Annotated in this window: 13 protein-coding genes; 8 read left to right on the forward strand and 5 right to left on the reverse strand. The window is 72.0% G+C overall.

From position 1 onward, the window contains the following. The first annotated feature begins 62 nt into the window (after nucleotides 1-62). Nucleotides 63-1,070 carry a hypothetical protein gene (locus tag ACIBK5_RS38430; RefSeq protein ID WP_399027263.1) on the forward strand — a complete coding sequence of 336 codons (1,008 nt, stop codon included), beginning with the start codon at nucleotides 63-65 and terminating at the stop codon, nucleotides 1,068-1,070. Nucleotides 1,071-1,130: 60 nt separating this feature from the next. Continuing rightward, on the forward strand, nucleotides 1,131-2,417 hold the full coding sequence (locus ACIBK5_RS38435; protein ID WP_399027265.1) for an MFS transporter: 1,287 nt from the start codon (nucleotides 1,131-1,133) through the stop codon (nucleotides 2,415-2,417). Here the strand turns inward: ACIBK5_RS38435 and ACIBK5_RS38440 are convergent. Together ACIBK5_RS38440 and tuf are read right to left on the reverse strand one after the other, a co-directional pair. After that, entirely contained in the window at nucleotides 2,379-3,224 is an 846-nt protein-coding gene (locus ACIBK5_RS38440) for a spermidine synthase (protein ID WP_399027266.1), read from the reverse strand. The two genes, ACIBK5_RS38435 and ACIBK5_RS38440, sit on opposite strands and share 39 nt — an antisense overlap. 89 nt (nucleotides 3,225-3,313) lie before the next feature. Then, nucleotides 3,314-4,483: an elongation factor Tu gene (gene tuf / locus ACIBK5_RS38445; protein WP_399027268.1), complete on the reverse strand. Its 1,170-nt coding sequence runs from the start codon at nucleotides 4,481-4,483 to the stop codon at nucleotides 3,314-3,316. Between the two features lie 334 nt (nucleotides 4,484-4,817). Between tuf and ACIBK5_RS38450 the strand changes: the two genes are divergently transcribed. Further along, nucleotides 4,818-5,609: a TVP38/TMEM64 family protein gene (locus tag ACIBK5_RS38450; RefSeq protein WP_399027270.1), complete on the forward strand. Its 792-nt coding sequence runs from the start codon at nucleotides 4,818-4,820 to the stop codon at nucleotides 5,607-5,609. Nucleotides 5,610-5,648: 39 nt separating this feature from the next. Here the strand turns inward: ACIBK5_RS38450 and ACIBK5_RS38455 are convergent, their stop codons facing one another. Beyond that, a complete protein-coding gene (locus ACIBK5_RS38455) occupies nucleotides 5,649-6,818 on the reverse strand; it encodes a thiolase family protein (protein WP_399027271.1) in 1,170 nt (389 codons plus the stop codon). A 114-nt stretch (nucleotides 6,819-6,932) separates the two neighbouring features. Between ACIBK5_RS38455 and ACIBK5_RS38460 the strand changes: the two genes are divergently transcribed. The 5 genes from ACIBK5_RS38460 to lnt all read left to right on the forward strand — a co-directional run bounded on the left by ACIBK5_RS38460 (nucleotide 6,933) and on the right by lnt (nucleotide 10,912). Next, complete coding sequence (locus ACIBK5_RS38460; protein WP_399027273.1) at nucleotides 6,933-7,403, forward strand: winged helix-turn-helix transcriptional regulator; 471 nt, start codon at nucleotides 6,933-6,935, stop codon at nucleotides 7,401-7,403. Between the two features lie 160 nt (nucleotides 7,404-7,563). Continuing rightward, nucleotides 7,564-8,439, forward strand: coding sequence for an undecaprenyl-diphosphate phosphatase (locus ACIBK5_RS38465; RefSeq protein WP_399027275.1), 876 nt, complete (start codon nucleotides 7,564-7,566; stop codon nucleotides 8,437-8,439). 97 nt (nucleotides 8,440-8,536) lie between these two features. Beyond that, nucleotides 8,537-8,716, forward strand: coding sequence for a hypothetical protein (locus ACIBK5_RS38470; protein WP_184599516.1), 180 nt, complete (start codon nucleotides 8,537-8,539; stop codon nucleotides 8,714-8,716). 81 nt (nucleotides 8,717-8,797) lie between these two features. Then, nucleotides 8,798-9,268 (forward strand): nuclear transport factor 2 family protein, encoded by a 471-nt coding sequence (locus ACIBK5_RS38475; protein ID WP_399027277.1) that lies wholly within the window; start codon nucleotides 8,798-8,800, stop codon nucleotides 9,266-9,268. A gap of 69 nt (nucleotides 9,269-9,337) precedes the next feature. Continuing rightward, nucleotides 9,338-10,912: an apolipoprotein N-acyltransferase gene (gene lnt / locus ACIBK5_RS38480; RefSeq protein ID WP_399027279.1), complete on the forward strand. Its 1,575-nt coding sequence runs from the start codon at nucleotides 9,338-9,340 to the stop codon at nucleotides 10,910-10,912. On the opposite strand, the gene ACIBK5_RS38485 is transcribed toward lnt, so the two are convergent. Then, entirely contained in the window at nucleotides 10,836-11,741 is a 906-nt protein-coding gene (locus tag ACIBK5_RS38485) for a Gfo/Idh/MocA family protein (protein WP_399027281.1), read from the reverse strand. The two genes, lnt and ACIBK5_RS38485, sit on opposite strands and share 77 nt — an antisense overlap. Further along, a complete protein-coding gene (locus ACIBK5_RS38490; protein ID WP_399027283.1) occupies nucleotides 11,738-12,970 on the reverse strand; it encodes an FAD-dependent oxidoreductase in 1,233 nt (410 codons plus the stop codon). Before ACIBK5_RS38490 ends, ACIBK5_RS38485 begins: the two co-directional genes overlap by 4 nt. Nucleotides 12,971-12,985 lie beyond the last annotated feature (15 nt).

The following is a 12,985-nucleotide window of genomic DNA, read 5'->3' on the forward strand; positions in this document are numbered from 1 at the left end:
CTACGTCACCGTCCACAGGCGGTGACCGAATCGTGTCCGGAGCGCGGCTAGGGTGACTGCCCATGTGGCCAGGACAGCAGCCGCCCGGGGGCGAGCAGAACCCGCAAGCGAACAACCCGTACCAGCAGCCGGGGTACCAGCAGCCGAATCCGTACCAGCAGCCGGGCTATCAGCAACAGCCGGCCTACGGGCAGCAGCCGCAGTGGGGCGCCCCGGCGCCGGCCGGCGCGCCCCAGCCACCGCAGGGCGGTGGCGGCGGCAACCGGACGAAGCTGGTCGCCATCGTCGCGGCCACGGCGGTGGTCGTGGCGGCCGGCGTCACCGGCTTCCTGGTGCTGGGCGGCGACAAGGACGACACCGCTGACGGGAAGAACAAGAAGCCGGCCAAGGCCGCTTCCAAGGAAGCCTCCACGGAGCCGAGCGCCTCCGCTTCCGAGAGCAACCCGCGCGGCGGTGCGGAGGAGAAGGCGACCATCCCCGGCTGGAAGGTCGTCGTCAACACGCGCTTCGGCACCCAGTTCGACGTCCCCGCCGACTGGGAGATCGAGACTCCCGGTACGAGCGTGGGCTTCGAGTGGGAGAAGAAGGACGGTGAGCTGGACCGCACCACCGTCACGGCCCCCGCCTACCTGAAGTCCAAGTGGTGCACGGACGACGACGACAAGGACGGCCGCGAGGACGAGACCGCCCTGGCCACCGTCGGCACCCGCGGTGAGGACGGCGCGAAGACCACGGACGAGGCGGCCGAGACCCGCGTGCCGTGGTGGATCTTCGGCGGCTACACCCAGCCGGACAAGAAGAGCGTGAAGATCAACAAGCCCAAGCCGTACACCACCAAGTCGGGCATCAAGGGCAGCGTCGCCACGGCGCACTCGGAGAACACCCCGCAGAACGGCAAGTGCGACAGCGACGGCAAGGCGATCACCTTCGCCTTCAAGAACGGCGCGGGCGACTTCGTCACCTGGAACCTGTACGGCGCCAAGGGCGTCAAGGGCGAACTGTCCGAGGCGACCGTCCAGAAGATCCTCGGCACCGTGCGGCTCACCAAGGACGGGCCCCAGGGGGCGTGACCGGCCGGGGCCGCGACAAATCGTTTGGCAGGGCGGCCGGGCCCCCGCGATAGTCACGGGGTGCCGACCACCAAGCGTCGCCCCGCCTGGGCGGGCCGCAACTACTCCCTGCTGACCGCCGCCGCGGTCGTCACCAATCTGGGCAGCCACGGCGCCCTGGTCGCGGCGGCGTTCGCCGTTCTCGCGACGGGGGGTGACAGCGGTGACGTCGGCCTGGTGGCGGCGGCCCGGACGCTCCCCCTGGTGCTGTTCCTGCTGATCGGCGGCGCCGTCGCGGACCGGCTGCCGCGGCACCATGTGATGGTCGCGGCCAACGCCCTGAACTGCCTTTCGCAGGCCGCCTTCGCAGCCCTCGTGCTGGCCGGGGATCCCCTGCTGTGGCAGATGATGCTGCTCGCCGCCCTGGGCGGGACCGGCCAGGCCTTCTTCGGCCCGGCCGCCGAGGGCATGCTGATGTCCTCGGTCGACGGTGAGCAGGCGGGCCGCGCGTTCGCGGTGTTCCGGATGGCGATGCAGGGCGCGGCCCTGGGCGGTGCCGCGCTCGGCGGGGCCATGGTCGCCGCGATCGGGCCCGGCTGGGTGCTCGCGGCGGACGCCGCGGCCTTCGCCCTCGCCGGGGCGCTCCGCGCCTTCCTCGATGTCGGCCACATCGCGCCGCGGGCACCGGGCGAGGGGATGCTCGCCGATCTGCGGGAGGGCTGGCGGGAGTTCGCCGGCCGGCCGTGGCTGTGGGCGATCGTCCTCCAGTTCTCGATCGCCAACGCCATGGTCGCCGCCGCCGAAGCGGTGTACGGCCCGCTCGTCGCCCGCGACCACCTCGGCGGCGCGGGCCCCTGGGGCCTCGCCCTGGCGGCGTTCGGGGCGGGTACGGTCGCCGGCGCCCTGCTGATGACCCGCTGGAAACCCCGCCGCCTGCTCCTCGCGGGCACCCTGTGCGTGTTCCCCCTGGCCCTGCCGGCGGCCGCACTCGCCGTGCCGGTCCCCATCGGGGTCCTGTTCGTGGTGATGTTCGTCGCGGGCGCGACCGTCGAGGTGTTCGGCGTCTCCTGGATGACGGCCCTGCACCAGGAGATCCCCGAGGACAAGCTCTCCCGCGTCTCGGCCTACGACTGGTTCGGCTCCGTCGCGCTGTCGCCGCTCGCCACGGCCGGGGCGGGCCCGGCGGAGGAGGCGTTCGGCCGTACGACGGCACTGTGGGGCTGCGCGGGTCTGGTCGTCCTGGTCACGGCGGGCGCGCTGTGCGTACCGGATGTACGCAACCTCCGGCGCCGGACCACCGAGGTGGCCCAGGGCGGCGTCGAGCGCGCCTCAGCCGATACCGAACGCCCCGTCGGGGGGCTCGGGTGACGGCACGGCGTCCTCGTCCCGCACCGCCACCGCGTCCCCGATGAACTGCCGCAGCGAAGCGCCGTGTTCGACCCGGGCCGGAAAGGCGTCGGCGGCCGTGCGCCGCGCCAGGGCGGTCAGGTCGATCTCGTGCTGTCCCGCGACGAGCACCGCGTTCCCGAACCGCCGCCCCCGCCGCACCCCCGGCTCGGCGATCAGCACGAGTTCCCCGAAGGCCGTAGCCAGGGTCGCGAGCTGGGACCGCAGAAAGGCGAACGGCGCCGCGTCGGGGAGATTGGCGAGGTAGACCCCGCCGTCCCGCAGCACCCGCGCGGCCTCACGGACATAGGGAACGGACGTGAGGTGCGCCGGCACCCGCGAACCGCCGAACACATCGGCGACGATCACATCGGCCGAGTCCGCCGGTGCCTTCTCCAACCAGTCCCGCGCGTCCGCCGCGTGCGACGCGACCTGGGCGCCCTCCGGCAGCGGCAGTTGCTCGGCCACCAGCTCCAGCAGCGCCCGGTCCGCCTCGACGACGTCCTGCCGTGATCCCGGCCGGGTCGCGGCCACATACCGGGGCAGTGTGAGCGCCCCACCCCCGAGATGCACGACGTCCAGCACCCGCCCCGGCTCCGCCACGACGTCCAGCACATGCCCGAGCCGCCGCGTGTACTCGAACTCCAGATGCGTCGGATCATCCAGATCGACGTACGACTGAGGCGCCCCGTCGACGGTCAGCAACCAGGCCCTTTCCCGGTCGACATCGGGCATGAGCTTGGCGGTGCCGTGATCGACATCGAGGACTACCGGGATGGACTCGTTCACCCTCTCATTGTGCCCGGGCTGCGGCGCCCCTTCAGGGGCGCGGGGAACTGCGCGACCAGCCACAGCCGGCCCGCAGTCCCCCACCAACCTCAACCCACCACGGTCACGGTCCCCGCCCCGACCGTCCTGCCCCCCTCACGAATGGCAAACCCGAGCCCCGCCTCCAACGGCACCTCCCGCCCCAACTCCACCGTCATGACAATCGTGTCACCAGGCAGGGCCACGCCGACCCCACCGAGGTCGACATCCCCCACGACATCCGCCGTACGGATGTAGAACTGCGGCCGGTACCCGGTCGACACCGGTGTCGTACGCCCACCCTCACCCGCAGACAGCACGTACACCCGCGCGGTGAAGCGCCGACTCGGCACGACACTCCCCGGCGCGGCGACCACATGCCCCCGCCGGACGACATCCCGCGCCACCCCCCGCAGCAGCAACGCCACGCTGTCCCCGGCCTGCGCCTCCTCCATCGGCCTGCCGAAGGTCTCAAGCCCCGTGACCACCGTCTCGACAGAGGCCCCGAGCACCTCGACCCGGTCCCCGACCCGCACCGTGCCGCGCTCCACCGCACCGGTCACCACGGTCCCCCGCCCGGTGATGGTCAGCACGTTCTCCACGGACAGCAGGAACGGCGCGTCCAGATACCGCTCCGGCATCGGCACATACGTGTCGACCGCGTCGAGCAGCGCCTCGACGGACGCCGTCCAGCGCGGGTCCCCCTCCAGCGCCTTCAGGCCCGAGACCCGTACGACGGGTACGGAGTCACCGCCGTAGCCGTGCGCGGTGAGCAGGTCGCGTACCTCGAGCTCGACCAGGTCGGTCAGCTCCTCGTCACCCGCGTCGGCCTTGTTGAGGGCGACGACGATGTGGTCGACGCCCACCTGCCGGGCGAGCAGTACGTGTTCGGCGGTCTGCGGCATGATCCCGTCGAGCGCGGAGACGACGAGGATCGCCCCGTCCAGCTGCGCGGCGCCGGTGACCATGTTCTTGACGTAGTCGGCATGGCCCGGCATGTCGACATGCGCGTAGTGCCGTGTGTCGGTCTCGTACTCCACGTGCGCGATGTTGATGGTGATGCCGCGCGCCGCCTCCTCGGGCGCCCGGTCGATCCGGTCGAACGGCACGAACGCGCCGCTGCCGCGGTCGGCGAGGACCTTGGTGATGGCGGCGGTCAGGGTGGTCTTGCCGTGGTCGACATGACCCATCGTGCCGATGTTGAGATGCGGTTTCGTACGGACGTAGGCCGTCTTGGACATGGCTGTACCTCGAAGCGTCTAGTCATGAAGTGGGACCCCGAGGACCTGCCCGACCCTCCCCTTGCGGGGTCCGACCGGACGAACCGGAGAGGGTCAGCTTCGGGCGCCGTCTGCAACGGCTGTGAGAGCTACGACGGCAGCCTTCGGGGCATCCGTGACCACGGATGCTGCGAGGGTGAAGGCCTGCCGGAACATGACGTCGATCCTTGCCGACGCTTTACCGCACGTCGAATGGTTTTCGGGGGGCCGCACGCAAGACAGCGTTCAACTGCCTGTGACGCTGGTGAGACGAACCATACGGCGATCACACACATATGTCGGTTAGTGTCGCCGGATGCTCGATGCCACCACCCGCTCTGGGGGCACCGCCACGGCCTCTCCCCGGGCCAGCACCGCGGAGCTCGCCGTCGCCGCTTCCCCGGCAACGACCGCCTCGCCCGTCACAACGACCCGTTTCGCCGCTCGCTGCACGAGAGTGCTGCTCTCCCCGTGGTCGCGGCTGTCCCTGCTCGTCGCCCTGCTCGCCGGAGGCGCGTGCGCGGTGCTGCTGTTCGAACCGCAGCGGCTGCTCACGGAGGGCTGGCCACCACAGCTCGGCGGAGCCGCGGCGGCGGTGGTGTTCGCGGTGGCGTACGGCGTGTGCACCGTGGCGTTCGTGCCGAGGCCGCTGCTGAACCTCGCGGCGGGTGCGCTGTTCGGTTCCCAGCTGGGCACCGGCACGGCTCTGGCGGGCACGGTGCTCGGTGCCGGCATCGCCTTCTGCCTGGGCCGGGCGCTGGGCCAGGACGCCCTGCGGCCGTTGCTGCGGGGGCGCTGGCTGAAGGCCGCGGACGGCCAGCTCAGCCGGCACGGCTTCCGCTCGATGCTGGCGGTGCGGCTGTTCCCCGGTGTGCCGTTCTGGGCCGCGAACTACTGCGCCTCCTTCTCCCGTATGGGTCTGCTGCCGTTCCTGCTGGCGACGGGCCTCGGCTCGATCCCGAACACCGCCGCCTACGTCGTCGCCGGGGCCCGCGCCTCCACGCCGACGTCCCCCGCCTTCCTGATCGCCCTGGCGTGCATCGCAGTGCCCGCTCTGGTGGGCGTGGTGGTGGCGTGGCGCAAGCGGCACCAGCTGCGCCGCCTCTGACGAACCGTTACACCTGACCGGGGCGCGATCCTGGTCAGGTCACACCCGTTCCAGCACCATGGCGTTGGCGAGCCCGCCCGCCTCGCACATCGTCTGGAGCCCGTACCTGGCGCCCCGTTCCCGCATCGCGTGCACGAGCGTCGTCGTCAGCCGGGTCCCGCTCGCGCCGAGGGGATGACCGAGCGCGATGGCGCCGCCGTGCACGTTGACCCGGCCGAGGTCGGCGCCGGTCTCCTGCTGCCAGGCCAGGACGACACTGGAGAACGCCTCGTTGACCTCGAACAGGTCGATGTCGTCGAGGGCCAGCGACGCCCTGCGCAGCACCTTCTCGGTCGCCGGTACGACGCCGGTCAGCATCAGCAGCGGGTCGGAGCCGGTGACGGCGAAGCTGTGCAGCCGGGCCAGCGGGCGCAGACCGAGCCGGGCGGCCGTCTCGCTCGACGTGATGAGCACCGCCGAGGCGCCGTCGTTGACCGGGCTCGCGTTGCCGGCCGTGACGTTCCACTCGATCTGCGGGAAGCGTTCGGCGAAACCGGGGTCGTAGTAGGCGGGCTTGAGCCCGGCGAGGATCTCGGTGGTGCTGCCGGGCCGTACGCACTCGTCGCGTGTGACGCCCTCCAGCGGCGCGGTCTCGGCGTCGAAGAGCCCGTCCTCCCAGGCCGCGGCGGCCTTCCGGTGGGAGGAGACCGCGAAGGCGTCCATCCGCTCGCGGCCGATCGACCACTTGGCGGCAATCAGCTCGGCGCTGACGCCCTGCGGGACGAGTCCCTCGGGGTAGCGCTCGGCCACGCCCGGTCCGAAGGGATCCTTGCCCGCGGGCACGTTGGACCACATCGGCACCCGGCTCATCGACTCGACCCCGCAGGCCACGACGAGGTCGTACGCGCCCGAGAGCACGCCCTGCGCCGCGAAGTGCACGGCCTGCTGCGAGGAGCCGCACTGGCGGTCCACGGTGGTCGCGGGCACCGACTCCGGGAAGCCCGCCGAGAGGACGGCGTAGCGGGTGGTGTTCATGGCCTGCTCGCCGACCTGGTCGACGGTGCCGCCGATGACGTCGTCGATCAGCGCCGGGTCGACGCCTGACCTTTCGACGAGGGTGCGCAGGGTGTGGGCGAGCAGTTCCACGGGGTGGACGTGCGCGAGGGCGCCGCTCTCCTTGCCCTTGCCGATCGGGGTGCGTACGGCTTCGACGATGACTGCGTCACGCATGGTGCGGGCCTCCATGACTACCCCGGACTACCCGGGACTACCAGTGAGTAGGAAATCCGAACTCACCGTAGCCCGGTGGGTTGGAAAATCCAACCCTCTCCTAGACTGAGCTTCATGGCCGCCAGCAAAGACCCGCGCCCCTGCTCCATCGCCGACACCCTCGCGCTCGTGGGCGAGAAGTACTCCCTGCTCGTACTGCGGGAGGTGTGCCTCGGCAACGGCCGTTTCGATCAGCTGGTGCGCAACATCGGCGCCCCGCGCGACATCCTCGCCACTCGGCTGCGCCGGCTCGTCGACGCCGGGATCCTGACCAAGCAGCCCTACAGCGAGCGTCCGCAGCGCTTCGAGTACCGGCCCACCCAGGCGGGACTGGAGCTGGAGCCCGTGCTGATGACCCTCATGGCGTGGGGCGACCGCCACCTACGGGCGGACGGCGACCGTCCGATGCTCCTCGAGCACTCCTGCGGCCGGGCACTCGCCCCGGCCGTCACCTGCCGGGCCTGCGGGGACGAGGTGCGCCACGAGGACCTCACGGCCCGCCCCCAGGCGCCCGGCTGGACGGTGACCGGACCGACGGCGGCCTGATCCGGCCCCTCCGCGGACCGCCTTCCAAACCCCTGTGTCCCAGGGGTCATCCGGGGACGCTACGCTTCCCCCTCGGCACACCTGATCGCACCGTCATCTCATACGGCGGCCCGGTGCGCCCGTCGTCCGTCCCACACCGGCACTTGGACTCCGCTACCTCATGTCTTGGTTCGAATCACTCATCCTCGGACTCGTCCAGGGGCTGACCGAGTTCCTCCCCGTCTCCTCCAGCGCGCATCTGCGGCTGACGGCGGCCTTCTCGGGCTGGGAGGACCCGGGCGCGGCCTTCACGGCGATCACCCAGATCGGCACGGAAGCCGCCGTGCTGATCTACTTCCGCAAGGACATCGGGCGGATCCTGTCCGCGTGGACGCGCTCGCTCACCGACAAGGCGCTGCGCAGTGACCCCGACGCCCGGATGGGCTGGCTCGTCATCGTCGGCTCGATCCCGATCGGCGTGCTCGGCGTGACGCTCAAGGATCAGATCGAGGGTCCGTTCCGCGATCTGCGGATCACCGCGACGATGCTGATCGGCATGGGCATCGTCCTGGGCGTCGCCGACCGGCTCGCCGCCCGGGACGAGAAGAGCGGCCGCCACCGCGCGCCCAAGCAGCGCAAGGCCCTGGAGGACCTGGGCGTCCGGGACGGACTGATCTACGGCGCCTGCCAGGCCATGGCCCTGATCCCGGGCGTCTCCCGCTCCGGCGCCACCATCAGCGGCGGCCTGTTCATGGGCTACACGCGCGAGGCCGCGGCCCGCTACTCCTTCCTGCTCGCCATCCCCGCCGTACTCGCCTCCGGCGTGTTCGAGCTCAAGGACGCGACGGAGGGCGGCCATGTCTCGTGGGGGCCGACGATCTTCGCGACGATCGTCGCCTTCGTGGTCGGATACGCGGTGATCGCGTGGTTCATGAAGTTCATCACGACCAAGAGCTTCATGCCGTTCGTCTACTACCGCATCGCCCTCGGCATCCTCATCATCGTCCTGGTGTCGATGGGCGCGCTGAGCCCGCACGCGGCCGAGTCGGCGGGCTGATCCGGCGGCCTGTGAGCCGCGTCTCGTGACCAACCGCATAGGGATCCCGTAGCCGTCCGGTAGCGGACTGTCAGTGGGTGCCCCTAGGCTTGCCCGCATGTCCCCCGATTTCTCGACCCCTGGTTCCGTGCGGTCCGCCGCCGAGGTCAACGAGGAGATCCGTGCGCTCTGGCGGCGCACGGGCGGCAAGCTGTCCGCCGAGGAGCGCGCCGAGTACGAGTTCCTGGTCGTCGAGTGGGCGGCCGCGATCCGCGGCGAGGTCGTCGAAGCGGCCTGATCGCCCCTGGCCTCGGGTACTCAACTGCCCCTTTCCGTCACACCTCTTGGCTCCACACCCTCCATGCCCAACACTGAGCCGATGACGCAGCGCGTGGAGCTCGCTACCGTGAGGGACCGGCTGGCCGTCGACGAACTGATCACCGACTACGCGGTGGCGGTCGACGACGGCGACTGGGAGGCATACCGGGGCCTGTTCGCCCCAGAGGGGCGGGCGGACTACCGCTCGGCCGGCGGCATCGAGGGGGAGGCCACCACGGTCGCCGCCTGGCTCGCCGAGAGCATGCGGCTGTTCACCGTGCGGCAGCATCTGATCGTCAACCGGCGGGTGCGCTTCGGGATCTGGGAACAGGACACCGGCGACACGGCCCAGGTCCAGGCCGACTACGTCAACCCCATGGCCACCGCGGGCCCCGCACCCGACTTCGTGTGCGGCGGCCGGTACGCCTTCGCGCTGCTGCGCACGGACGACGGCTGGCGGCTGAGCGCGGTGGCCGTCCAGGAGAAGTGGCGGCGCCTTCCCGAGCGGCAGAAGACACCTGTGATCAACTGACCCGGCGTCCGCTGTCCTAGATCGTCCGCAGGGCGCACACTGGAGGCACCCGCGGGGTAGGAGGCGCCTATGAAGACGCTCGGCGACTGGCTCGCCTCCCCGTGGCGGCGCTCGGCCGCCGCCGTGATCGCGGGCGCCCTTCCCGTACTCGCCTACCCCGCCCCGTCCCTCTGGTGGTGCGCCTGGGTCGCCCTCGTCCCCTGGCTCCTGCTGCTGCGCACCGCGCCCACCGGCAAGCGGGCGACGTACGACGGCTGGTGCGGCGGCTTCGGCTTCATGCTGGCGATGCACCACTGGCTGCTGCCCTTCCTGCACGTCTTCACGTTCGTCATCGCCGCGCTGCTCGGCGCCCTGTGGGCCCTGTGGGGCCGACTCGCGCACCGGCTGCTGGCAGGCGCGCCCTCAGGGCGGCGAATCGCGGCCGCGCTCCTCGTCCTGCCGTCCGGCTGGCTGGTCATCGAGCTGATCCGCTCCTGGCAGGGCCTCGGCGGGCCCTGGGGCATGCTCGGCTCCAGCCAGTGGCAGGTGGAACCCGCGCTGCGGCTCGCCTCGGTCGGCGGCGTATGGCTGCTGAGCTTCCTGATCGTCGCCGTCAACGTCGCCGTCGCCGTCCTGGTGGCGGTCCGCCGGGCCCGTGTGCCCGCCGTGGCCTCTCTCGTCGCCACGGCCGCCGCCACCTCGGCGGTCTGGGCCTTCTCGCCCCGCCCGGACATCGACGGCGAGGTCAGGATCGCCGTGGTCCAGCCGGGCGTCATCGACGGCGGCAAGAGCGCGGACCACCGCTTCGACCGGGAGGAACAGCTCACCCGCCGGCTCGCCGGCCAGGACCTCGACCTCATCGTCTGGGGCGAGAGCAGCGTCGGCTTCGACCTCGGGGACCGGCCCGACCTCGCCCGGCGCCTGGCGGCACTGTCCCGCGCGACGGACGCCGGCATCCTGGTCAACGTGGACGCCCGGCGCTCCGACAAGCCCGGGATCTACAAGAGCTCGATCCTGGTCGGCCCGGACGGCCTGACCGGCGAGCGCTACGACAAGATGCGGCTCGTGCCGTTCGGCGAGTACGTCCCGGCCCGCTCCCTGCTCGGCTGGGCCACCTCCGTCGGCAAGGCGGCGGGCGAGGACCGCAGGCGCGGCTCCCAGCCGGTCGTGATGAACGTGGGGAACGGACTGCGCGTCGGCCCGATGGTGTGCTTCGAGACCGCCTTCCCCGACATGACCCGCCACCTCACCCGGGAAGGCACCGACGTGCTGGTCGGCCAGTCGTCGACGTCCACCTTCCAGCAGAGCTGGGCACCCGAGCAGCATGCCTCACTTGCCGCGCTGCGGGCCGCCGAGACCGGCCGTCCGATGGTCCACGCGACCCTGACGGGCGTCTCGGCCGTCTACGGCCCGAGCGGACAGCGGATCGGGCCGTGGCTCGGGACGGACGCGTCCGCCGCGCAGGTCTACGAGGTCCCCCTCGCCCACGGCACGACGCCGTACGTCCGCTTCGGCGACTGGACGGTGCACGCGGCTCTGCTGATCCTCGCCGCCTGGGCCGCCGGCGAGGGCGTACGGACCCTGCGGCTCAGGCGGTCCGCTCCTGAACCGCGCGTACGACCCGCTCACACAGCTCATGGGTCTCCAGCGCGTCCCGGGCGCTGAGCACCTTCCCCGCACGGACCGCGTCCAGGAACGCCAGCACCGCCTGCTCGATCCCGCGCTGCCGGGCCACCGGCACCCAGTCCCCGCGCCGCCGCACGGTCGGCTGCCCCTTGTGGTCGACCACCTCGGCGAGGTTGACCACCTGCCGCTTGGTGTCCTGTCCGGAGACCTCGAGGATCTCCTCGGCCGAACCGCTGAGCCGGTTCATCACACCCAGCGCGGTGAAGCCGTCCCCGGCGAGCTGGAGCACCAGGTGGTGCAGCAGGCCGTCCCGGACGCGGGCGCGCACGGTCACGTCGTCGACGGCGCCGGGCGCCAGGAACCGCAGGGTGTCGACGACGTGGATGAAGTCGTCGAGGATCATCGTGCGCGGCTCCTCCGGCAGCCCGATGCGGTTCTTCTGCATCAGGATCAGCTCGCGCGGATGGTCGGCGCACTGCGCGTAGCCAGGGGCGTAGCGCCGGTTGAACCCGACGGCGAGGCTCACGTCGCGCTCCTCGGCGAGCGCCACCAGCCGTGCGGAGTCGTCGAGTTCGTAGGCCAGCGGCTTGTCGACGTACGTCGGTACGCCCGCTTCCAGCAGCCGCGTCACGATCTCCGGGTGGACGAGCGTGGGCGCGTGCACGAAGGCGGCGTCGAGGCCTTGGTCCAGGAGGGAGTCGAGGGTGGTGTGCCGCCGCTCCCGCGGGACGTGGAGGCCGTCGGCGACCCGGTCGAGCGTGGCGGGCGTACGGGTCTGCAGGTGCAGTTCGATCCCTGGCTGGAAGGCGAGGACCGGGAGGTAGGCCTTCTGCGCGATGTCGCCGAGTCCGATGCAGCCGACCTTCACGGGTGCTCCTCCAACGGTTGCCTTCCGGGGTCTGCTCGGAGCATACGGCTTCCCCCACTCTCGGCTTCGCTCGAGCGGGCGGTGCCCCCAGGCGGCCGCCAGTCGGCGATGCCGTCGAAGCCGCGCAGGAACAGGGCGGGACCGGCCTTCGAGAGCGCGGCCACGGCCGTGTCGCGTACGGCGATCCCGGCGCGGCCGGTCATGAGGTTGAGCCGGGCGACCTTCACGGCCTTCCGTGCGACGGCGGTCGTACGGGGCAGCCGGGCGGCGGTGTAGGCGGGGAGGTCGTCGCAGTGGTGGGCGAGGACGACCGCGTCCTCGATGGCCTGATTGCCGCCCTGGCCGAGGGTCGGGGGCATGGCGTGCGCCGCGTCGCCGACGAGGGCGGTCCGGCCGCGATGGTAGGCGGGCAGGGGCTCGGCGATGTGGTGGACGTCGTGGCGCAGGACGTCGCCGGGACGGGCGGCGGCGAGCACGGCGGGGATCGGGTGGTGCCAGTCGCCGAAGCGGCGGAGCAGTTCCGCCTTCTCGTCGTCGGGCGCGTGTCCGCCGGCGGGTGTCACGGCGGCGGCGTAGGCGTAGACGCGGCCGTCCTTGAGCGGGTGCGTGCCCCAGATACGGCCCCTCCCCCAGGTCTCGTGCGAGGCGAACTCGGCACCGGGGACGGGGATCACGACCCGCCAGGTGGTGAACCCCGAGTACACCGTGCCCGGGTGGCCGGGAAAGAGCGCCCGGCGTACGGCCGACCGGACTCCGTCGGCGCCCACCACCAGGTCGGCCTCCAGCTCGCCGTCCGCGGTGACGACCCGGGCCGGCCGGCCGGTGTCGCCACTGTCTGCCAGGGTCGCGGCGGCGGCCGTACGGACGGCGCCCCGGGGGAGCAGTGCGGCCAGGCGCTCGACGAGGGTGGCGCGGTGCAGCAGCACGAGCGGGCCGCCGAAGCGCTCGGCGGCGGCGTCGGCGGAGGAGCGCGAGAGCCACCGCCCGGACGGTGTGCGCAGCCCGCCGTCTCCTGCCCAGGCGGCGAGGCCGCGGATCTCGTCGCCGAGGCCGATGACGTCCAGCGCGCGCAGGGAGTTGGGAGCGAGGGAGATGGCGGCGCCGACCGGCTCAAGCGAGCGGGCGCGCTCCAGCACGGTGACACGCCAGCCGCGCCGGTGCAGCGCGGCCGCCGCGGTCAGACCTCCAATTCCGCCGCCGATCACGACGGCCCGCCTCGACTGCGCCATGGCTCCTCCAGGAGT

The organism is Streptomyces sp. NPDC050546 (assembly GCF_044457425.1).
Taxonomy (GTDB): Bacteria; Actinomycetota; Actinomycetes; order Streptomycetales; family Streptomycetaceae; genus Streptomyces.